This is a genomic window from Christiangramia sediminicola (assembly GCF_031344135.1).
In the GTDB taxonomy this organism is placed as follows: Bacteria; Bacteroidota; Bacteroidia; order Flavobacteriales; family Flavobacteriaceae; genus Christiangramia; species Christiangramia sediminicola.
Genome location: NZ_JAVJIU010000002.1, coordinates 583,603 through 605,248, shown reverse-complemented (window position 1 = coordinate 605,248; position 21,646 = coordinate 583,603). Strand labels below are relative to the sequence as shown.

At 37.0% G+C, this 21,646-nt stretch carries 17 protein-coding genes; 10 read left to right on the top strand and 7 right to left on the bottom strand.

The features are described 5' to 3' along the window. Positions 1–5 precede the first annotated feature (5 nt). The 4 genes from RE431_RS06700 to tsaD form a co-directional block, all read right to left on the bottom strand. Complete coding sequence (locus RE431_RS06700) at positions 6–428, bottom strand: TrmH family RNA methyltransferase (protein ID WP_309561195.1); 423 nt, start codon at positions 426–428, stop codon at positions 6–8. 98 nt (positions 429–526) lie between these two features. Further along, the gene (locus RE431_RS06695) at positions 527–1,177 is read right to left on the bottom strand and encodes a DUF4159 domain-containing protein (RefSeq protein WP_309561194.1); all 651 of its coding nucleotides are present in this window, start codon (positions 1,175–1,177) and stop codon (positions 527–529) included. Beyond that, positions 1,177–1,890, bottom strand: a complete 714-nt coding sequence (locus tag RE431_RS06690) for a 16S rRNA (uracil(1498)-N(3))-methyltransferase (RefSeq protein ID WP_309561193.1) — start codon at positions 1,888–1,890, stop codon at positions 1,177–1,179. The genes RE431_RS06695 and RE431_RS06690 overlap by 1 nt, the downstream gene beginning before the upstream one ends. A gap of 1 nt (position 1,891) precedes the next feature. Continuing rightward, entirely contained in the window at positions 1,892–2,914 is a 1,023-nt protein-coding gene (gene tsaD, locus RE431_RS06685; RefSeq protein WP_309561192.1) for a tRNA (adenosine(37)-N6)-threonylcarbamoyltransferase complex transferase subunit TsaD, read from the bottom strand. A 130-nt stretch (positions 2,915–3,044) separates the two neighbouring features. Here tsaD and RE431_RS06680 point away from each other — a divergent pair, with 130 nt between their 5' ends. The 3 genes from RE431_RS06680 (at position 3,045) to RE431_RS06670 (ending at position 8,884) form a co-directional block, all read left to right on the top strand. Beyond that, the gene (locus RE431_RS06680) at positions 3,045–7,412 is read left to right on the top strand and encodes a translocation/assembly module TamB domain-containing protein (protein ID WP_309561191.1); all 4,368 of its coding nucleotides are present in this window, start codon (positions 3,045–3,047) and stop codon (positions 7,410–7,412) included. 118 nt (positions 7,413–7,530) lie between these two features. After that, positions 7,531–8,517 (top strand): 6-phosphofructokinase, encoded by a 987-nt coding sequence (gene pfkA, locus RE431_RS06675; protein ID WP_309561190.1) that lies wholly within the window; start codon positions 7,531–7,533, stop codon positions 8,515–8,517. A gap of 1 nt (position 8,518) precedes the next feature. Continuing rightward, positions 8,519–8,884, top strand: coding sequence for a methylglyoxal synthase (locus RE431_RS06670; RefSeq protein WP_309561189.1), 366 nt, complete (start codon positions 8,519–8,521; stop codon positions 8,882–8,884). Between the two features lie 3 nt (positions 8,885–8,887). On the opposite strand, the gene RE431_RS06665 is transcribed toward RE431_RS06670, so the two are convergent. Both RE431_RS06665 and RE431_RS06660 read right to left on the bottom strand, forming a co-directional pair. Further along, entirely contained in the window at positions 8,888–9,271 is a 384-nt protein-coding gene (locus RE431_RS06665; RefSeq protein WP_309561188.1) for a RidA family protein, read from the bottom strand. 26 nt (positions 9,272–9,297) lie between these two features. Further along, complete coding sequence (locus RE431_RS06660; RefSeq protein WP_309561187.1) at positions 9,298–11,991, bottom strand: putative LPS assembly protein LptD; 2,694 nt, start codon at positions 11,989–11,991, stop codon at positions 9,298–9,300. A 135-nt stretch (positions 11,992–12,126) separates the two neighbouring features. Here RE431_RS06660 and RE431_RS06655 point away from each other — a divergent pair, with 135 nt between their 5' ends. The 7 genes from RE431_RS06655 (at position 12,127) to bshA (ending at position 21,065) form a co-directional block, all read left to right on the top strand. Then, entirely contained in the window at positions 12,127–13,254 is a 1,128-nt protein-coding gene (locus RE431_RS06655) for an N-acetylmuramoyl-L-alanine amidase family protein (protein ID WP_309561186.1), read from the top strand. A 56-nt stretch (positions 13,255–13,310) separates the two neighbouring features. Continuing rightward, the gene (locus RE431_RS06650) at positions 13,311–14,264 is read left to right on the top strand and encodes an MlaD family protein (protein WP_309561185.1); all 954 of its coding nucleotides are present in this window, start codon (positions 13,311–13,313) and stop codon (positions 14,262–14,264) included. Between the two features lie 6 nt (positions 14,265–14,270). Beyond that, positions 14,271–15,614, top strand: coding sequence for a (Fe-S)-binding protein (locus RE431_RS06645; RefSeq protein ID WP_309561184.1), 1,344 nt, complete (start codon positions 14,271–14,273; stop codon positions 15,612–15,614). 31 nt (positions 15,615–15,645) lie between these two features. Then, positions 15,646–16,437, top strand: coding sequence for a (Fe-S)-binding protein (locus RE431_RS06640; protein ID WP_309561183.1), 792 nt, complete (start codon positions 15,646–15,648; stop codon positions 16,435–16,437). Between the two features lie 84 nt (positions 16,438–16,521). Next, positions 16,522–17,007 (top strand): ABC transporter ATPase, encoded by a 486-nt coding sequence (locus tag RE431_RS06635; RefSeq protein WP_309561182.1) that lies wholly within the window; start codon positions 16,522–16,524, stop codon positions 17,005–17,007. Continuing rightward, positions 17,007–19,931 (top strand): serine hydrolase domain-containing protein, encoded by a 2,925-nt coding sequence (locus RE431_RS06630; RefSeq protein WP_309561181.1) that lies wholly within the window; start codon positions 17,007–17,009, stop codon positions 19,929–19,931. Before RE431_RS06635 ends, RE431_RS06630 begins: the two co-directional genes overlap by 1 nt. Positions 19,932–19,934: 3 nt before the next feature. Next, complete coding sequence (gene bshA, locus RE431_RS06625; RefSeq protein WP_309561180.1) at positions 19,935–21,065, top strand: N-acetyl-alpha-D-glucosaminyl L-malate synthase BshA; 1,131 nt, start codon at positions 19,935–19,937, stop codon at positions 21,063–21,065. A 58-nt stretch (positions 21,066–21,123) separates the two neighbouring features. On the opposite strand, the gene RE431_RS06620 is transcribed toward bshA, so the two are convergent. Next, the gene (locus RE431_RS06620; protein WP_309561179.1) at positions 21,124–21,627 is read right to left on the bottom strand and encodes a hypothetical protein; all 504 of its coding nucleotides are present in this window, start codon (positions 21,625–21,627) and stop codon (positions 21,124–21,126) included. Positions 21,628–21,646 lie beyond the last annotated feature (19 nt).

Sequence of the window (21,646 nt, the reverse complement as noted above, 5' to 3'; positions counted from 1 at the left end):
ATATATTATTTCTTATCAAACTTGTTGAATGCTTTAGTAATTTCATATAACGCGATTCCAACAGACTGTGCCACATTCATACTACTATTTTCGCCAAACATTTCGATATGATAATAATCTTCACATAGACCAAGCACCTCTTCACTAATTCCATGTCTTTCATTTCCAGCGACTAGCAAAATTTTATTCTCATTTTCTAAAACAAAATTTTCTATAGATTGACTTGTAGAAGTAATTTCAATGGCAACAGTTCTATAACCTTGATTTTTTAATTTATTTACGCATTCTACGGAATCTTCTTCAAACTCGAAGTTTACGGTATTATGAGTGTTTCTAGCAGTTCTTTTAAGTCGGTTACTTTTTAAGTTGGGTTCACTTCCGCAGAAAATTATTTTCTGAATTCCAAAAGCATCGGCTAGTCTCAACATGCTACCTAAATTTGCTTCACCAATTATATTGTCCAGTAAGAGGAGGATGGGAAATTCTTTTTTTTGAAAGTTGGATTCGTTGTGTGTAAGTTGATCTATCAATTCTCGAAGGCGTATTTGATAATATTTGCACCCATTTTAAGGGCTTTAAGTCTATCTTCCTCAGGATCATTATGAACTTCAGCACTTTCCCAGCCATCACCAAGATCACTTTCAAAAGTAAACAATAGGATCAGTCTGTCCTTTTCAAAGATTCCAAATGCCTGCGGAGGTTGGGCATCATGTTCATGAATTTTTGGAAGTCCATTTGGAAATTTATAGGCAATTGAAAATACCGGGTGATTAGAAGCTATTTCAGTTAATTCCTTATCTGGAAAAAGTTTTTTGATCTCCTTTCTTACATATTCATTCATTCCATAATTATCATCAATATGTAGAAAGCCGCCACTAAGCAAATAGTTTCTAAGATTCTCAATTTCATCAGGACTAAAGATCACATTTCCATGACCCGTCATATGCACAAAAGGGTATTGAAAGATATCAGTACTACCAGGTTCCACAGTTTGTGGCTTCGTATCTATTCTGGTATTAATATTTGAATTACAGAATTTAATTAAGTTAGGTAATGCTGTTGGATTTGAATACCAATCGCCACCTCCATTATATTTGAGTACCGCAATTTCCTGTGCATGAATTACGAATCCAATAATCAAAAAAAATAAAAATAATGGAAGCTTGAAATGGTTCATTATAATTCCTGGTTTTTCATTGCAACGGTGTGACAGGCTACGATTGCCGCCGTTTCTGTCCTTAAGCGACTATCACCTAAACTAATTTGATCCCATTTATTTTTCAAAGCTAATTCAATTTCTTCCGGGCTAAAATCACCTTCCGGGCCAATTAAAATATTAACTTTTTGCGATGAATATACTTTCTTTTGAAGATATGGTTTTTCCGCTACATCTTCACAGTGAGCGATCATTTTAGCGCCTTCCAGGTCACGATCCATTAATTCATTGAAGTTAACCGGTTCATTTAATACTGGAAAACTTAAATGAAGCGATTGTTTCATAGCACTTAGCAACACTCTTTCGTAACGCTCTAATTTCACTACTTTTCTTTCACTGTGATCACAAATTACCGGTGTGATCTCGTGAACTCCTATTTCCATAGCTTTTTCCAGAAACCATTCATATCTATCGTTCATCTTGGTAGGAGCAACGATCATATGCAGATAATAGGGCGGAGGGGCTTGCTTCTCAAACGATAATATCTTAACTACACATTGCTTAATATCTGCCTGAATGATCTCCGCGGAAAATAATAATCCTTTCCCATTAGTGATATTTAATAAATCACCTTCTTTTTTTCGAAGAACCTTGACAATATGTTTGCTCTCATCTCTGGGAAAAGTAACCAGTTCATCTTTTTCAGAAATATTAGGATTAAAGAATAACTGCATATTAAATTTTATATCTGGATTGGGCGGTAACAGAAAAGTCTGCAAAATCTTCCTTCAGAAATTTATGATATCCTGCAATTCCGATCATCGCCGCATTGTCTGTTGTATATTCAAATTTAGGAATAAAACATTTCCAGCCCCATTTTGTTTCAGCATCTCTAAGCGCCTGCCTAATCCCGCTATTTGCCGAAACACCGCCCCCAATAGCAACCTGGTTGATACCGGTTTCTTTTACAGCTTTCTTGAGTTTATCTACCAATATACCAATGATTGTATATTGAATGGAAGCACAGATGTCCTTGAGATTCTTTTCAATAAAATCAGGATCTTTTTTAGTTTCTCTCTGAACGAAATAAAGCACTGCGGTTTTGAACCCACTAAAACTGAAATTTAAACCATCAACCTTCGGTTTTGGAAATTTGAAGGCTTTTGGATCTCCTTCTTTGGCATATTTATCTATAAGCGGTCCTCCTGGATATGGAAGGCCAAGGATTTTTGCGCTTTTATCAAAAGCTTCTCCTACGGCATCATCCATAGTTTCACCAATGACTTCCATTTCAAAATAATCTGAAACCTTTACAATTTGCGTGTGACCTCCGCTAATGGTCATTGCTAAAAAAGGAAATTCAGGTTTGTCAAATCCGTCTTCCTCTATGAAGTGAGCCAGTATGTGTGCCTGCATATGGTTTACTTCTATTAAAGGAATGTCTAATCCCATAGCTAAAGACTTGGCGAAAGAAGTTCCTACCAGCAAAGAACCCATCAATCCGGGACCACGTGTAAAGGCAATTGCAGAAACATCTTTTTTATCGATATTTGCCTTCGCAAGTGCCTGATGGATCACAGGAACAATGTTTTGTTGATGTGCTCTTGAGGCTAATTCGGGAACTACTCCTCCATATTGTTGATGAACTGCCTGAGTTGCAACAATATTAGAAAGGATTTTTCCGTTGCAAAGTACAGCAGCAGCTGTATCATCACAGGAAGATTCAATAGCAAGAATGTTGATTTTTTGATCTGGCATCAGAAATTATTGGACTTAGAAGTTGTAAATTAGACGCAAAGTTAAAACATAATAACGTATCAAAAAATTCTGGAAAATACTAACTAAAACGCTGGTTGCCCTCGTTTTGTTATTCATAATTTTATTGATAGTGTTTTCTATTCCTGCAGTTCAAACTTCTGTAGCTAAAAGACTTACTGATTCCTTGCGTGAGAAGAATGATGTAAACCTATCTATTGGTCGTGTCTCTATTGGCTATTTCGGAAATATTAAACTTAACGAGATCTATGTTGAAGATCATCATGCAGATACCTTATTAACTGCAAGAGAGATTAGATCTTCCATTATAAGTTTCACCAATCTTATTAACAATTCACCCAATCTAGGCGATACCCGTATTGATGGCCTTAACATGCATATGCGGAGATATAAGAACGAGGATAAAGATAATCTCGGAATTCTTATTGAAAAGCTTAGAAAAGAACCTACAGGAGATTCCTCTCATTTTGAACTTCATGCTGAAAATGTTCAGATACTGAATAGCAGGTATAGTTATATCGACGAAAACCTGGACAAACAGGATGTTGTGGTGGTTGATAACCTCAGCATTTTTGCAAATGAATTACAGATAGATGATGAGAATATAGATATTGATATAGGTAGTTTAAAAGGTTATGAGCATCGCGGAATTGAAATTGACAACCTTGCCACTCAATTTCATTACGACCCAAATAAAATGAATCTGGTAAATATGACCTTGCAAACTCCAGGTTCATTAGTAGATGCAGATCTTTATTTTACCTATGAACTTTCAGACTTTTCAGATTTTGAGAACCTGGTGCAGGTGGAGGCAAATTTCAGAGAAAGTATCTTATCGAGTAATGATCTAAAGGCCTTCTATGATGGCTTTGGCGATGATCAACTCCTGAAATTTCAAACTAAACTTACTGGTACTTTAAATGATTTTCATCTGGCAGATTTCCGGTTACAGGGATTTGATAGAACAGAGATCTACGGCGAATTTCAGGTGAAAGGTTCATTTTCAGACAATCCCGATGATTTTAGTTTCGATGGAAGTTATTCAGATTTCAATACCAACTATTACGATATGGTAAACTTTCTTCCTGGCGCTTTGTTAGGAAAATTACCTGAAAATCTTCGTGATTTTGGAAGTGTGAATATGAAAGGTAATACCTATGTGACCAAAACTTCCCTGGACGCCGATGTTTATTTGAGTAGTCAGTTAGGATCTGCAAATGCCGATTTTGTATTGAAAAATTTTAATAGCTCTTCGAGGTCTAACTATAAAGGAAAATTAGTCTTCAAGAACTTCAATCTTGGAAAGCTGATCAATAATCCACAATTTGGTAAAACTAGTTTTAATATTGATTTTGATGGTGGTGGTTTTGATCGTGAACATCTGAATACCCAATTAAAGGGTTCCATTTCTAAACTTACGTTCAATAATTATACATATTCTGATATTCGGGTAATTGGAAATCTTCGGAATCCTTTGTTTAACGGTTATTTCGTTTCAAACGATCCAAATCTTCAGATGGAATTCAACGGACTGGCTGATGTTTCAGAAGATATTAATGTTTATGATTTTGAAGCTTCCGTAGAATATGCAGATTTAAATGAGTTAAATTTTGTGAACCGTGATAGCATTTCAGTTTTTAAAGGAGATGTGATCATGAACATGAAAGGAACTAATATCGATAACGCCTTCGGAAATATTTTGCTTCTAAACACTTCGTATAAAAACCAGAATGATCTTTATTATTTCGATGATCTGAGCATCGCCTCTAGTTTTGAAGGTCCTATTAGAACAATAACTATCAATTCTCCAGATGTGATCAATGGGGAAGTAACTGGTATTTTTAAACTGAATGAAGTTGGAGCCTTGGTTGAAAATTCAATTGGTTCGATCTATACCAATTACAAGCCCAGAACGATCACAACGAATCAATACATGGAGTTTGATTTTGATATTTATAATCAGATCGTGGAAGTTTTCTATCCTGAAATTGAACTGGCCCCAAATACCTTTATTCGTGGTAGAGTAGAATCTGATGAATCTGAATTTCGCCTCACTTTTAAATCCCCTCGAATTGACATTTTTGACAATATGATCGAGGAGATCAATCTTCAGGTAGATAATACCAATCCTATCTATAATACTTATTTTGAAGCCGATAGTGTTGCCACCGATTTTTATAATTTTTCTGAATTCAGTTTCATTAATGTTACGCAAAGAGATACACTTTTTATTCGTTCAGAATTTAAAGGAGGAAGTAAGAATAATGATGAATTTAACCTGAATCTTTTCCATACGATCAACGAGAACAATAAATCTGTGGTGGGAATTCAGCAATCAGATTTTAAATTCAAGGAAAATGTCTGGTTCCTTAATGAAGAAGACAATAGGAGTAATAAGATCATATTTGATAATAATTTCAGGGATCTTCAAATAGATTCCCTGGTGATGAGCCATAAAAACGAGCAAATTAGGCTGAGTGGTGAAATGCGGGATTCCACCTATAAGAACTTCAAAATGAAGTTCGAAAATGTGGATATTGGCAAGATTACTCCTGATCTTGATAGTCTCGATCTGGCCGGAACCTTAAATGGAGATCTTGATCTTTTACAGGAAGACGGTGCCTATTTTCCAAATACTAATATGAAAATTGATTCTCTTGAAGTGAATGATACGTATATGGGGAATCTTCAAATGGATGTAAAAGGAAATACAGATCTCACTAACTATTCGGTTTATGCTGTTTTACAGAAGGAAGGCCTGGAATCCCTTTCAGCAATTGGAGGAATAAATGTTAGCGGAAATGAACCAGCAATAGACCTCGAGGTGAATCTCAATAAGCTCAACATGTCCATTTTTACTGCTTTGGGGGCAGATGTGCTTACCGATATTAGAGGTTTTGCCTCGGGAAGAGCGTTTGTAACGGGTAATTATAAAAATCCTGATTTTTCAGGAAGTCTAGACCTTACTAAGGCCGGCTTACGAATTCCATATCTCAATGTGGATATCGATTTTCAGGATAGGGCAAAAGTGAATTTAACCAAACAACAGTTCGTTTTTGATAATATTAATATTGTTGATACAAAATTCAATACTCGTGGAGTTCTGGATGGAACCATTTCTCATCGCAATTTTTCTGAATGGTTTCTGGACCTTTCTCTTAATTCTAATAGAATGCTTGTCCTCGATACCGAAGCAGATGAAGATGCTTTGTATTATGGAACGGCATTCATAGACGGAGAGGCGAGTATCAAAGGTCCTACAGACCAATTGGTAATAGACGTTACAGCAGCAACCGAAAGAGGAACTGTGTTTAAGATTCCTTTGAGTGACACTGAATCTGTAGGTGATAATTCATTTATTAGGTTTTTAAGTCCGGAAGAGAAAGCTGCAAAACTAGCAGGTGAAGAATTAGAACTTCCGGAGGTTAAAGGAATTGAAATGATCTTTGATCTTGATATTACCAATGATGCTGAAGTAGAAGTAGTAGTAGATAAAACCAGCGGTAGTACACTGCGTGGTCGTGGGTCTGGTAACTTATTACTGGAGATAAACACCAATGGAAAGTTTAATATGTGGGGTGACTTCATTGTTTATGAAGGGGTCTATAATTTTAAATATGCCGGTCTGGTTCAAAAAGTATTTACGGTGGAATCTGGCGGAAGTATCAATTGGGATGGTGATCCAACAGATGCTCAGTTAGATGTAAGCGCTGTTTATTCCTTGAACGCCAACCCTGCAGTATTACTAGAAAATCCTTCTGTAAATCGTAAAATTCCGGTTGATGTGGTAATTAATCTGCAGGGAGACATTGAACAACCGGATATTGGTTTCGAGATAGATTTTCCAAGTGCAAGTTCTACTGTAAAATCGGAGTTGCAATATAGGATTGATGATAGAGCAACTACAGAGCTTCAGGCATTATTCCTGGTTACACAAGGTACTTTTTATAGTGAATTTGGTCTGCGTGGAGCTGCTATCTATGGGACTTTAGCCGAAAGAGCTTCGAGTATCGTTAATGATATTTTCGCCGATGATGATGGTAAATTCCAGGTTGGAGTGAATTACGTTCAGGGAGACAGGACACCAGATCAACAAACTGTAGATAGATTTGGATTAACCTTATCTACTCAAATTTCAGATCGAGTGATCATCAACGGCCAGGTTGGGGTGCCTATTGGTGGAGTTACGGAGTCTGTTATTATTGGTGATCTGGAAATCGAATTTTTACTGAATGAAGACGGAACACTCCGAGCAAAGGTTTTTAATAGAGAGAACAATATTCAGTTCATTGGTGAAGAGATCGGCTTTACCCAGGGAGTGGGACTTTCTTATAATGTAGATTTTGACACATTTAAAGAATTGATCAGAAAGATCGCCAATACGGAGTTAGTAGATCCAAATTCAGAAATTGAAAGAAAAGAATCTGCAAAATCCATGGCGCCAGATTACATGAATTTTACACCTGCCGACGATAATTAGAATTTTAATATTTAATTTATCAGCATTAATTTTCTTCATTATAATTTTGGAGGAAATAAGGCTATTAGCTGGTTTCTTTAAATTTAGTTTGTAGATTTAAGTTTCAATTGAATTTTATATGAGTAAGAAAGTTAGACGAATTGGAGTGATGACTTCTGGTGGTGATTCTCCCGGAATGAATGCAGCAATTAGAGCGGTTGTAAGAACCTGTGCATATTACCATACAGATTGTGTGGGTTTCTACAGAGGTTTCCAGGGAATGATCAATGGTGAATCAATCAACCTGAATGCTAGAAGTGTTCGAAATATTGTAAACCAGGGAGGAACCATCCTGCAATCTGCACGGTCAAAAGAATTTCTTACTGAAGAGGGCAGGGCTAAAGCAGCTAAGAATCTTAAGGATGCTGAAATTGATGCAATGATCCTTATTGGTGGAGACGGGACATTTAGAGGCGGACAGGTTTTTAGTAAGGAACATGGAATTCCTGTAATTGGCGTTCCCGGAACAATCGATAATGATATTTACGGAACCCATTATACCATCGGCTACGATACGGCTTTGAATACGGTGGTTGAAGCAATTGATAAGATTCGTGATACTGCCAGTTCTCATAACCGACTTTTCTTTGTGGAAGTAATGGGGCGTGATGCAGGTTTTATTGCCTTAAATAGTGGAATTGGAGCAGGAGCTGAAGAAATTCTTATTCCAGAAGAAGATCTTGGTCTGGAGCGTTTACTGGATTCTTTGGAGCGAAGTAGAAGAGCCGGAAAAACTTCAAGTATCGTCGTGGTTTCTGAAGGTGATAAAATTGGTAAAAATGTTTTTGAGCTTGCAGACTATGTGAAAAAACATCTTCCTTATTACGATGCCCGGGTTACAGTTTTAGGTCATATTCAAAGAGGTGGAAGGCCAAGTTGTTTTGATCGTGTTCTTGCCAGCAGACTATCTGTAAAAGCGGTTGAACTTTTGCTTGACGGTAAAAAAGACCTGATGGTTGGAATGCTGAATAATGAAATGGAATCCTGTAGTCTGGATCAGGCCTTAAAAGGCAAACACAATATCAATAAAGATCTATTAAGAATTTCTGAAATACTATCTACTTAATATGAAGACGATTGCAATCATTGCGCATGATGGAAAAAAACCTGAAATGGTTCAATTCCTGAATGAAAACAGGGAAATTCTTGATTCAAAGCAGTTGAAGATTATTGCAACCGGAACTACCGGTTCAAAGACTGAAGCTGCAGGCTATCAGGTAGAAAAATTATTATCTGGTCCTTTAGGCGGTGATGCACAAATCGCCGCTAGAATAGCTGAAGGCCTTGTGGATATGGTGATTTTCTTTAGAGATCCTATGGACAAACATCCTCATGAGCCAGATATTTTCATGCTTATGCGGCTTTGTGATGTACATAATGTTCCTCTTGCCACAAATCCGGCAACGGCGAGATTACTTATAAAAGGACTGTAATCTTTAGAATTTCACAGCGATCGCGCTGATCTCTACATTTACAAATTTCGGAAGATTGGCAACTTCAACAGTCTCTCTTGCCGGAGCGTTTTCAGATCTGAAATATCGAGAATATACCTCGTTGATCTTTCCGAAGTTATTCATGTCACTAATAAAAATAGAAGTTTTTACCACATGATTTAGATTAAGACCTGCTTCTAAAAGAATAGCCTTTAAATTTTCAAGAACCTGGATTGTTTCATTTTCTAGGTCATCTATTTTAAGTTCACCAGATTCAGGATCAAGAGCTATCTGACCTGAAATATACAAGGTGTTTCCGGCGAAAATAGCCTGATTATATGGGCCTATTGGAGCTGGAGCTTTATCTGTCTGTACTACTTTTTTCATGCTCAGTATATTTTCGGTTAATTTCTCTATAGTGTTCTATCCCTATCTCTTCGTTGTTCGTATTTGATATCGCTTAGGATACTAGATTTAATTCTGATTAGGAAATTCCAGGATTTTCGGTTTCCAAATGGTACCCAGCTAAAACTCATTAACCAGCTATCCAAATCTCTTTGAAATCTAAGCTGAGTTGGAGTTACGCCATTATTTACTACATCATAGCCAGAACTTACTCCGACTTTCCATTTAGGTGCTAATTCTACATTACCGTTGAACATTATTGAATGCGCAGAAATTTCACTTTGCCTTGCGTTATTCGAATAGTTCATGGAATAAGCAAGTCTTACATCCCAGGGAATCTTGTAGTTATACCAGGAGCTTTCATTCTCATCTTCTTCACCTTCAAACGGATCTTCATCAAATAATTCTCCATCCGGTCCCATCCCTTTTCCAAAAAGATCATCTGGTCTACCACCATTTCTAAAGGTTTCATTTTCCAGTTCATCTGTTTCTTCCTCATTTCCGCCTTCAAAATCTTCATTAGAGAATGAATACCCGAAGTTTACAGTACCATTTGTAAGCCTGAATAAACTACCTCCATTTTCAATATTCAGCTTATCTATTCTTCTGTTATTGTTATCCAGCGCATAAACGTCCAGGTTACCGCCAAAGTTTATGTCGAGTTTATTCTTTACTATCGGAATAGATCCACGAAGTGAAATAGGGGACAAATTTAAAGAGTCTCCGGCCAGGTTATATCTTGTGCTAATACTAAAGTTATTAAGTAAAGTGATCTTTTTGGGTTCCGTAGCTGTGCTATCCCTGTCACGAACTTTTGCCTCAAACGTATTACTTAAACTTAATCCCAAGGAACTGGAAAAATTCTGACCAGGCGCTCCGTAGAGAGTACCGGTGAATCTGGAATAATCTACCAGTTCAATAATATCATCAGTTGTAGGATCATCCCTTTCATAAGTATCATAATATTGATCGAAAGCAGGATTAATATTATAACTTATAGACGGCCGCATCACATGCCTGATCGCCTGAATCTTTTTATCTTTTCCGAAATTCTTTAAACCGTATACGGTGGTACCTATACTAGCATTAAAATTGTAGGTTCTATATGAATCAAAACCGCTAACGGTGTCAATAACCACTTCATCGATCACTGGATCGTAATTTCTTTCAAAAGTTTTAGAAACCCAGGTTTCTTCATAACTGGTTCCTGTACTAACACTTAAGAATTTAAATAATTTAAAATTCGTTGATAATGGAATGGAATGCTGAGCTCCTAATCTGGCATTTCTGAACATTTCAGGCTTAAAGAAAAGAGAATCCACCGTATTCATCTGGTTTTCTCCTCTTAAATTATACTGAAAATTGATATTCTCAATTATCCCGTTTTTAGCTCCTCCCTGGGGAGCAAAAGGATATATTCTGGACATACTTAACTGAAGTATTGGAAGGCTCAGGTTAACTTCGCCACTTCTGGTATTTTGTGAGTGTCTGGCTGCAAGACTCAGGTTTACCTGTGGTTCTCCCGGAAAGGTTTTGCTGTAAGACACCGAAGAACTTAAAGTGTTATTAAGGTAATTTCCAGTGTTTGCCTGGTTTATGGATTCTGCGTAATATTCACTACTACCGAGGTTTACCGAAGCTGAGAACCTTGAAGTTGGATTGGCTTTTGCATCCTGGCTATGTGACCACTGAATGTTATAACTAGATCTTTCGCTGAAATCAGGGAAACCTCTCTCACTATTGAAAAGCTTTTCATACCTCACACGGGCATTACCTCTATATTTATATCGCTTAGCATAATTAGATGAAAATTCCAGGGTATAGGAACCGTTGGTGTAATAACTTCCCAGAGTTAAAAGATCTACATAATCACTAATAGCAAAATAATAACCACCGTTCTGAAGGTTATAACCGTACTGCCCATCTCCAAAAGATGGAATTATAAATCCTGAAGTCTCTTCATCTGTAAGCGGAAAATAACCGAAGGGAAGACCTAATGGCGTTGGAACATCAGCGATATACATGTTCACTAATCCTGAAACGATCTTCTTGTCCGGGACAAATTTTATTCTTCTCGCGTAAAAGAAATAATCAGGATCATCAACATCTTCAGAAGTTGTGAACCTAACATTCTTCATAAAGTAAACCGAATCGTTTTCACGTTTGGTCACCATACCTTTTACATTGAATTCAGACTCCTGTGTTCTCGAATTATATACCAGTGCCCGTTGTGAATTGAAATTAAACCTGATAGAATCTGGTTCTACTTTACGCTGAGCCTGAGTAAAAATGGGTTTTTGAGAATAGGCGTCTGTAGAATCCTGGATCCCGTAAGCATAGATCTCGTTCTTGGCATTATCTATAATAATTAGTCCGGCTTCAATGGTCATATCCCCATAAACTACCCTGGCTTCATTATATAGGTACATCTTATTCTCCCGAGGACTCAACCTCATATAGTCCTTCGCTTTATACTGAACAACATCAGTTAAAAACCTTGGTTTTCTTATACTATCGGTCTTAACTGTATCCTGAACCTGGAATTGTTCCGAAATTTCCTCAGAATTTACGGCAGGGGCTATCGAATCCTTTTCCGCCTCTACAGGAATAGACGAATTTTCGCCTTCCTGCGGGTATAAAACAAGGGAAAAGAACAGCGTGAAAACTAAGCAAAAAAGACTATTAGGGATATTTGTTTGCAATGCTTTAAGTGCTATTTTTGTACAGATTGGCTTGCTTTTTGCAAATTCAAAATTACATATATTTTTTTAGCTGAGTTTTGAGAGTGCAGCAAAATATTAATTAAAATATTCACCCCACAATAGCGTTAGCTTTTTATGAGAACGAACTTACTTAAACTTTTCGTATTCACAATTGTCTTATTCAGTCTTTCTAATTCAGCCTTTTCTGCAGAAATACCGCCGAATAAGGATGAATTTGTTGTTGTTTTGGATGCCGGTCATGGAGGTAAAGACCCTGGTAACATGGGGAATGGCTTTAAGGAAAAGGACATTGCGCTGAGTATTATTCTTAAGATTGGAAAGTCATTAGAAAAGTATGAAGGTGTTAAAGTTGTTTATACCAGAAAGACCGATGTGTTTGTTGAATTGTTCGAAAGAGGAAAAATCGCCAATGAAGCAAATGCAGATCTTTTTGTTTCTGTACACTGTAATTCTCATGGTTCTCAGGCCAAAGGAACTGAAACTTTTGTTCTAGGTTTGAATAGAAATGAAACGAATTTTGAGGTTGCAAAAAAGGAGAACTCAGTGATTTACCTTGAGGAAAATTACGAGGTTACATATGAAGGTTTTGATCCTAACTCTCCGGAATCTACTATAGGTCTTACCATTATGCAGGAGGAATATTTAGATCAGAGTATTTTGCTTGCAGACCTGGTTCAGAAAGAATTTACAAATGATCTTAAAAGAGTGAATCGTGGCGTAAAACAAATGGGACTTATCGTATTGCATCAAACCTATATGCCTAGTGTTCTTGTAGAAACCGGTTTTCTTACTAATAACCAGGAAGGACCTTATCTAAATAGTGGAAGAGGGCAGGATGATATGGCCAGAGCAATTACTAAAGCTATTGTAAAATATAGTGAGACTATAAATTTAAATCTCCTGGAAACAATCGCTAAAAGTCATCCTTTAGAATCTGGAAAAGCACAGCCTCAGGTTGAAAAACATCAGGTATATGAAGATGTTGTTTTCCGGGTACAATTGGCTGCAGGTTCAAAAAAAATAGATCCAAAACCTTACAATTTTAAAGGCCTTAGTGATATAGATAGAACTAAGGAAGGCAAGTTGTACAAGTATTACTACGGAGAAACTTCAGATTATCTTCAAATAAAGCGCCTTCATCAGGATGCTATAAAGAAGGGATATACAACTAGTTATATTGTTGCATTCAAGGATGAGCAAAAAATCACGGTTAATGACGCGTTAAAATCTAAGCTTAAATAGAATGTCTTTTCTATTTTTATTTCTAAATTTGTGCGTATTCATTAAAAAATTTGCTTTTGAAATATTCCAGAGAGGTCAAAACTGCCTTACTAGCTATTACTGCAATAGTTATCTTAATTTTCGGTTATAGTTTTCTGAAGGGAGAAAATCTACTGGACAACAGTCGAACCTTCTATGCAGTCTATGATGATGTTGAAGGATTATCGCCATCTTCAGAAGTTACCATTAATGGTCTTAAGGTTGGACAGATCACCAGTATCGATTTCTTGAATCGTTCTGGAGATCTATTAGTAACCTTTACCGTAAAGAATGATTTTCAGTTTTCTAAGAACAGTCAGGCACAGATCTATGGTGGTGGTATCATAGGTGGTAAATCTTTGGCAATTGTTCCGGAATACAACGAGAATGTTGAATGGGCTAAAACAGGTGACACACTTCCTGGTGGAAAAGAAGAAGGTATCATGGAGCTTGTTAACGATAGGCTTACTCCGCTTCAGAATAAAGTGGAAGGAACAATCGTAAGTGCCGATTCAATGCTTACCGCTATCAATGAAATTCTTGATGATTCTACACGAAATAATATCAGAGGAACTTTTAGAAATTTAGATGCTACCGTTTCTTCTTTTAGAGTAACTGCAGATGAACTACAGGGAATCGTAAAAGGTAATTCAGAAAAACTGGACAGAACTTTTACCAATCTTGATGAGATGTCTACGAACTTCAATAAGTTTTCAGACACGCTTACAAATATGAATATTAACAAGATCACTAAAGATCTTGAAAAAGTAATTGCTGACTTTGAAGGAATTTCAGACAAACTGAACAATGGTAATGGGACAGCGGCAAAACTTATCAATGACCCGGCGATTTATAATAATTTAGACAGAGCTACCAAACAAATGGAACAGCTGCTTCAGGATATCAAATTAAATCCTAAGCGATATGTTCACTTTTCAGTATTTGGTAAAAATCCGGGACCATACGAGGAACCGAAAGATTCTTTAAAATAACCAACCATGCAAATTGTTGCGCAGATTTTATTTGTGATTGCCCTTGTGGCGGGAATTGGCTTTTTTGCCAGGAATATTAAAAGAGTTATTAGAAACGTGAAACTTGGAAAAGAAGTGGATCGTTCTGATAATTCAGGCGCCAGATTTGCTAAAATGGCCAAGGTTGCCATGGGTCAGAGCAAAATGGTTAAAAGACCAATTGCTGGTTTTCTCCACATCATTGTTTATGTAGGTTTTATCATTATTAATATTGAAGTTCTGGAGATCATCATTGATGGTGTTTTTGGAACCCATAGAATTTTTGCTTTCATGGGCGGTTTCTATGATGTATTGATAGCGAGTTTTGAAATTCTGGCTTTTCTTGTATTTGTAGGTGTGATCATATTCTGGATCAGAAGAAATCTAACGCATATTAAAAGATTCTTAAGCCGTGAATTGAAAGGCTGGCCAAAAAATGACGCTAATTATATCCTGTATTTTGAAATGGTATTAATGATACTATTTCTTACCATGAATGCAGCTGATTATCAATTGCAGTTGAACGGAGCAGATCATTATGCTTCAGAAGCCGGAATCATGGGTAGTTTTCCAATTAGCCAGTATTTATTGCCTCTACTTGATGGAATGAGTAATGCTACGCTAATAATTATTGAAAGAACAGCATGGTGGCTACATATCCTAGGCATTTTATTCTTCCTGAATTACCTGTATTACTCAAAGCATTTACACATTCTGCTTGCATTTCCGAATGTTTACCTATCAAAGCTTACTCCACAAGGAGAGTTTGATAACCTGGAATCTGTAAAAAAGGAAGTTGAATTAATGATGGATCCTAATGCTGATCCTTTTGCAGCTCCTGCAGAGGGTGAAGACGAAGGAGAACCGGATAAATTTGGAGCTTCAGATATTTTTGACCTTAACCAGGTTCAGTTATTGAATTCATATACCTGTACAGAATGTGGACGTTGTACTTCAGAATGTCCGGCAAATCAAACAGGAAAGAAATTATCTCCAAGAAAGATCATGATGGATACTCGTGACAGGGTAGAAGAAGTAGGGGAGATCATCAATAAAAATGGAAAATTTGAAGATGACGGTAAGAAATTACTGGACGATTATATTTTAAGAGAAGAACTTTGGGCCTGTACTACCTGTAACGCCTGTGTAGAAGCTTGTCCTATTGGCATAGATCCGCTTTCAATCATATTAGATATGAGAAGATATCTGGTTATGGAAGAAAGCGCCGCTCCTAATGAACTGGCCATCGCGATGACCAATATTGAAAACAACGGAGCACCTTGGCCATACAATCAAATGGATCGTTTGAACTGGGCCGAAGAAAATAAATAAGAAATTTAAGAATACAATAAAGATCAACAATATGGCAGAAGCACTAAAGGTTCCTACAATGGCCGAATATATGGCAGAAGGTAAAAAACCGGAAGTATTATTCTGGGTTGGTTGCGCAGGAAGTTTTGATGACCGCGCAAAGAAAATCACGAAAGCCTTTGTGAAATTATTACAGCAGGCCGGAGTGGATTTCGCTGTACTTGGAACTGAAGAAAGCTGTACTGGAGATCCTGCAAAAAGAGCTGGTAATGAGTTTCTTTTCCAGATGCAGGCCGCTACGAATATTGAAGTTCTTAACGGTTATGAGATCAAAAATGTGGTAACAGCATGTCCTCACTGCTTTAATACCCTGAAAAATGAGTATCCTGCTTTAGGTGGAAATTACGATGTAATGCACCACACCCAATTTTTAAAAACCCTTTTAAATGAAGGAAGATTAAAAGTTGAAGGTGGGAAATTCAAAGGAAAAAAGATAACCTTCCACGATCCTTGTTATTTAGGTAGAGCTAATGGAGAATATGAAGCTCCAAGAGATCTTTTAAGAAAATTAGAAGTAGAGCTCGTAGAAATGCGTAAATGCAAGAAAAACGGACTTTGTTGTGGAGCTGGTGGTGCACAAATGTTTAAAGAGCCAGAGCCAGGAAATAAAGATGTGAATATCGAAAGAACTGAGCAGGCGTTAGAAACTCAGCCAGAGATCATTGCTGCGGGTTGTCCATTCTGTAATACCATGATGACTGACGGTGTTAAGAACAAGGAGAAAGAGGACAGCGTGGCAGTTATGGATGTGGCAGAAATGATCGCTAATGCCGAAGATCTTTAAAAAATTCCAAAAGTTAAATCACGGTACTATATTTGACCTAATGGCTAAATAAATTAGATTTGTAACAACTCAATTTTAGCCCTTATGTTAGTACCCTTTGAAAGCCTTCCCGATAGTTCCAGAGTCTGGATTTATCAGGCGAACAGGTCTTTTACCCAGGAAGAACTTCAGGAAATTTCAAATAAACTTGATATGTTTATTGAAAAATGGACTGTTCATGGTTCAGATCTTAGAGCTTCCTACGAAATAAAATACAATCGTTTCATTATTATAGCCCTTGATCAGCAATTAAATGCTGCTTCAGGTTGCTCTATAGATGCTTCTGTTCAATTCATTCAGCAATTAGAAAAGGAATATAACGTTGATCTTTTAGATAAGATGAATGTTTCTTATAAGCAGGGAGAATTTGTAGCTTATAAAAGCCTGGCTGATTTTAGAAAAATGGCGAAGCAAAGAGCTGTCTCACCAAATACTATCGTTTTTAATAATCTTGTAAATAATAAAGCCGAATATCTTTCAGACTGGGAAGTTCCGGCATCTGAAAGTTGGCATAAACGTTTTCTGAATTAATGAATTTGAAGCAAGCCCCAAGGTTTTATACGTTTATAATTCTCTTACTTATTTCCTTTCACGGAATTTCACAGGTAAAAAGCCCATTATTTGTCAAGGATCATCCTCAGCAGAAGAAATGGGTGGATAGTGTCTACAATTCCATGAATTTAAAGGAAAAGGTTGGCCAGTTGTTCATGGCCAGTATCTGGTCTAAGAATGAAAATGAAGCTGACAGCATCAGGAAAAAGATCAGGGAAAATTATATTGGCGGACTTATTTATTCCAAAGGTGGACCTGTTAGGCAGGCTCAGCTTACTAATGAATTTCAGGAAATGTCTAAAGTCCCATTGCTTATTGGGATGGATGCTGAATGGGGATTGGCAATGAGGCTTGATAGTACATTTGCCTTACCCTGGAATATGACCTTGGGAGCTATTCAGGATAATCAACTTATTGAAGAAGCTGGAGCTGCTATCTCGAAACATACCAGAAGATTAGGAGTACACTTCAATTTCGCTCCCGTTGTAGATATAAATACCAATCCTGATAATCCAATTATCGGAAATAGATCTTTCGGTGAAGATAAGATCAATGTAACCGAGAAAGCTCTCGCTTTTATGAACGGGATGCATAGAGAGGGTGTTTTAAGTAGCGCCAAGCATTTTCCTGGTCATGGCGATACAGATTCAGATTCGCATAAAACATTACCAACGGTCAATTTTTCCTCGGAAAGAATTGATGAAGTAGAGCTGTACCCTTATAAAGAACTAATTCCTGAGGGTTTAAGCAGCGTCATGGTAGCTCATTTAAATGTTCCTGCTTTAGATCCAAATGGAAAACCTGCATCACTCTCGAAAAATATTATATCGGGAATTCTGAAAAAGAATATGGGCTTTAATGGCCTTATTTTTACAGATGCGCTGGATATGAAAGGGGTTTCTCGAGATAAAGAGCCCGGGGAAGTAGATCTAGAAGCATTCCTTGCCGGTAATGATGTTCTTTTAATGAGCGAAGATATTGGGAAAGCTTCTGAAAGTATTATTCAAGCAGTAAATTCAGGTATAGTTACAGAAGAAAGACTGGAGCTTTCGGTTAAAAAAATCCTTTACGCCAAGTATAAAGCTGGCTTAAATAATTTTAAACCGATTAATACGAATTTCCTGATCGAAGAACTATATACTTCAAGAGATGAGGCGCTTTTGGAAAAGCTTTTTGAAAATGCCATTACACTGGTGAAGAATAATAAAGCAGTAGTTCCGGTTAAAAATCTTCAGAAACAAAAGATTGCTTATGTGAACTTTGGTGATGATGATGGAAGTCCGTTTCTGGAACAAATGAAAAGATATGCTGAAGTAGATTGGATAAAAGCAGTAAAGCTTCCTGAATTACTAGAAAAGCTAGAGGCATATAATTACGTGGTGATTGGCTTCCATAAATCTAATAGTAGTCCGTGGGCGTCTTATAAATTTTCAGATAAAGAACTCGTATGGCTTCACGAGATCGCCAGGAAGAACAAAACTGTGTTGTCTCTTTTTACAAGACCTTACGCGCTCTTAGATGTAAAGAGTTTTGCTAATCTGGAAGGTATTGTTGTTGGCTATCAAAATCATCCTGTAGCTCAGCGAAAAGTTGCTCAGGTGCTATTTGGTGCAGCACCGGCAAAAGGTAAGTTACCGGTAAGTATCAAAAATGAATTTCCGGTAGGTACAGGTTTCAATACAAACAATGTAAACAGGTTAGCCTATGGGTCTCCGGAAAGTGTGGGGATGAATTCTGCTAAATTAAAGAAGATTGATAGCATTATAAATTATGCGATAGACAAAGAGATGACTCCAGGTGCACAGATTTTGGTAGCCAGGAAGGGAAAGGTGATTTATAATAAAAATTTCGGATTTCAAACCTACGAAAAAGATATTCCGGTTACAGATACTACGGTTTATGACCTTGCTTCCTTAACTAAAATTCTTGCAACGCTTCCACTTGTTATGGAACTTGATGAGAAAGAGGTGGTGAATTTTGATACCAAACTTGGTGATCTGTTACCGTCTTTTAAAAACTCAAATAAGAAAAATATCAGACTTCAGGATATGTTAATGCATTATGCAAGATTACAAGCCTGGATACCTTTTTATATTTCAACCTTGGATCCTAAAACCAAGAAACTTTCAGATAAGTATTATAGTGATATACCATCAGATGAATTTAATACGAAGGTTGCTGATAAAATGTATATCAGAAAAGATATAGGAGATACCATTGTAAATACCATTCTTAAAAGTGATCTTGAAAAACGACTACAGTATAAATACAGTGATCTGCCTTATTATTTATTGAAGTACTATTTAGAGGCTTATTACGACACATCTTTACAGAATATCACTCAGGAACATATTTATAAAAAATTAGGAGCTAATTACACGGGATTTCTTCCAAGAACAAGGTTTGACAGCTTACAGATCGCACCAACTGAAAACGACCAGCTATGGCGCGGACAGGTAGTGCGCGGTTATGTACACGACCAGGGAGCGGCTATGCAGGGAGGAATTGGCGGTCATGCCGGGCTTTTCAGTACAGCGAATGATGTTGCCAAAATTATGCAGGTCTATTTAAATGGTGGATCTTATGGTGGTGAAAAGTTTTTGGACAAAGAGACTATAGACAAATACAATACCTGTTATTATTGTGAGGATGATGTAAGGCGTGGAGTAGGATTCGACAAACCACAACTCAAGGATGTAGGACCAACCTGTAATTGTGTTTCTATGATGAGTTTTGGACACAGCGGATTTACTGGGACTTTTGCCTGGGCAGACCCTGAAGAAGATATTGTTTACGTATTTTTATCTAACAGAACTTATCCAGATTCAAATAATAGAAAGCTTATTCGTGAAGATATAAGGTCTGAGATCCAGAAAGTGATTTACGAATCTATAGATTATTAACCGATGAAAATTGCCATTGTATGTTATCCTACCTTCGGAGGTAGTGGAGTTGTTGCTACTGAACTGGGCTTAGCCCTTTCCCGAAGAGGACATGAAGTTCACTTTGTAACATACAAACAACCGGTGAGACTGGAGACTATTTCCAGTCATATAAGATTTCACGAAGTAAATGTTCCTGAATATCCATTATTCCATTATCAACCCTATGAACTGGCTTTAAGCAGTAAACTGGTGAATGTTATAAGAAATTATGGAATTGAAGTGCTTCATGTACATTATGCGATTCCGCATGCCTATGCAGGATATATGGCGAAAAAGATGCTTGAAGAAGAGGGAATAAGTATACCTATGGTTACCACACTTCACGGTACAGATATCACCTTAGTTGGGAATCATCCATTTTATAAGCCTGCAGTTACATTCAGCATCAATAACAGTGATTTTGTCACTTCGGTTTCTGATAGTTTAAAGGAAGATACCATGAAATTCTTTGAGGTTCGAAAAGAGATTGAAGTTATACCAAATTTCATTGATGTTTCGAAATTCAAACAAAAGACTTTTACCGATTGTCAGAGAGAATTGATGGCGCATGATGATGAGAAGATCATTACTCATGTTAGTAACTTTAGAAAAGTGAAGCGAGTAGAAGATGTGGTAAAGGTTTTCTATGAAGTCCAGAAAAACATCAAAGCGAGATTGATGATGGTTGGTGAAGGTCCTGAAAGAGAAACTGCTGAAAAATTGGTTCGAGAATTAGATATTAGAGATCGTGTTCTTTTCCTCGGTCAGAGTAATGAGATCGATAAGATCTTATGTTTTTCAGACTTATTTATTCTGCCTTCTGAAACTGAAAGTTTTGGATTGGCTGCACTTGAAGCTATGGTTCACTCGGTTCCTGTAATATCCTCTAATACAGGTGGTTTGCCTGAAGTTAATGTTGATGGTTATTCAGGCTATCTGCATGATGTTGGAGATGTGGAAGCTATGTCCAAAAGTGCTATTTCCATTCTAGGCAATAACGATAAATTAGTGATGTTCAAAAAACAAGCTAGAGAAGCCGCAGAGAAATTTGATGTCAACCAGATTGTCCCTATGTACGAGGATCTTTATGAAAAAGCTCTGGTAAAAGCATAAAAAAAGTGGAGACGTTTTCATCTCCACCTTTTCCTTTCTTAAACCTATTCAAGAAAATCTAAAACTGATATCTGATTCCGAATGCGATATCCGGAGTAAATTCATCGTGATCGTGATAATCTGAAAATCCAATTTCTGGTCTTAGATCAAGGGAAATAAGTAAAGGAATATCAAAATTATATTCGATACCTATATCTCCTGCGATCAACGCGAAAAGTCCGTCATCGTGGTCAAAATCGTCATTATGTCTGTTATCATCATAATTACCAAGACCTGCACCAGCACCAACGTACCAGTTAAATCCACCTTCAATATTCCATACCCACTGGTAAAGACCAACTAATTTTATGGCGTCATAATGGTTACCATCTCTCCATCCTAGATCGAATTCCAGACGATTATTATTATCGCCAACTGCTCTTTGATAAGAAACTTCAGCACCAACACCGCCTCCGTCTCCAATTCTAAGACCCAGGGCATTTTCAGAAATTTCCTGAGCTTTAACCTCGCTAAAGAAAACAGCTCCAATTGTGAAAGCTGCTAAAAGAACTATTTTTTTCATGTTTGATTTTTTTGTTAGA

Excerpts from the sequence above, each read along its gene's own strand:
- RE431_RS06640 (WP_309561183.1), top strand. The coding sequence starts at position 15,646 with ATGGCAGAAGCACTAAAGGTTCCTACAATGGCCGAATATATGGCAGAA.
- RE431_RS06630 (WP_309561181.1), top strand. The coding sequence starts at position 17,007 with ATGAATTTGAAGCAAGCCCCAAGGTTTTATACGTTTATAATTCTCTTA.
- RE431_RS06655 (WP_309561186.1), top strand. The coding sequence starts at position 12,127 with ATGAGAACGAACTTACTTAAACTTTTCGTATTCACAATTGTCTTATTC.
- RE431_RS06645 (WP_309561184.1), top strand. The coding sequence starts at position 14,271 with ATGCAAATTGTTGCGCAGATTTTATTTGTGATTGCCCTTGTGGCGGGA.
- RE431_RS06635 (WP_309561182.1), top strand. The coding sequence starts at position 16,522 with ATGTTAGTACCCTTTGAAAGCCTTCCCGATAGTTCCAGAGTCTGGATT.
- bshA (WP_309561180.1), top strand. The coding sequence starts at position 19,935 with ATGAAAATTGCCATTGTATGTTATCCTACCTTCGGAGGTAGTGGAGTT.
- RE431_RS06620 (WP_309561179.1), bottom strand. The coding sequence starts at position 21,627 with ATGAAAAAAATAGTTCTTTTAGCAGCTTTCACAATTGGAGCTGTTTTC.
- RE431_RS06695 (WP_309561194.1), bottom strand. The coding sequence starts at position 1,177 with ATGAACCATTTCAAGCTTCCATTATTTTTATTTTTTTTGATTATTGGA.
- RE431_RS06690 (WP_309561193.1), bottom strand. The coding sequence starts at position 1,890 with ATGCAGTTATTCTTTAATCCTAATATTTCTGAAAAAGATGAACTGGTT.
- RE431_RS06665 (WP_309561188.1), bottom strand. The coding sequence starts at position 9,271 with ATGAAAAAAGTAGTACAGACAGATAAAGCTCCAGCTCCAATAGGCCCA.
- RE431_RS06670 (WP_309561189.1), top strand. The coding sequence starts at position 8,519 with ATGAAGACGATTGCAATCATTGCGCATGATGGAAAAAAACCTGAAATG.
- pfkA (WP_309561190.1), top strand. The coding sequence starts at position 7,531 with ATGAGTAAGAAAGTTAGACGAATTGGAGTGATGACTTCTGGTGGTGAT.
- RE431_RS06700 (WP_309561195.1), bottom strand. The coding sequence starts at position 428 with ATGTTGAGACTAGCCGATGCTTTTGGAATTCAGAAAATAATTTTCTGC.
- tsaD (WP_309561192.1), bottom strand. The coding sequence starts at position 2,914 with ATGCCAGATCAAAAAATCAACATTCTTGCTATTGAATCTTCCTGTGAT.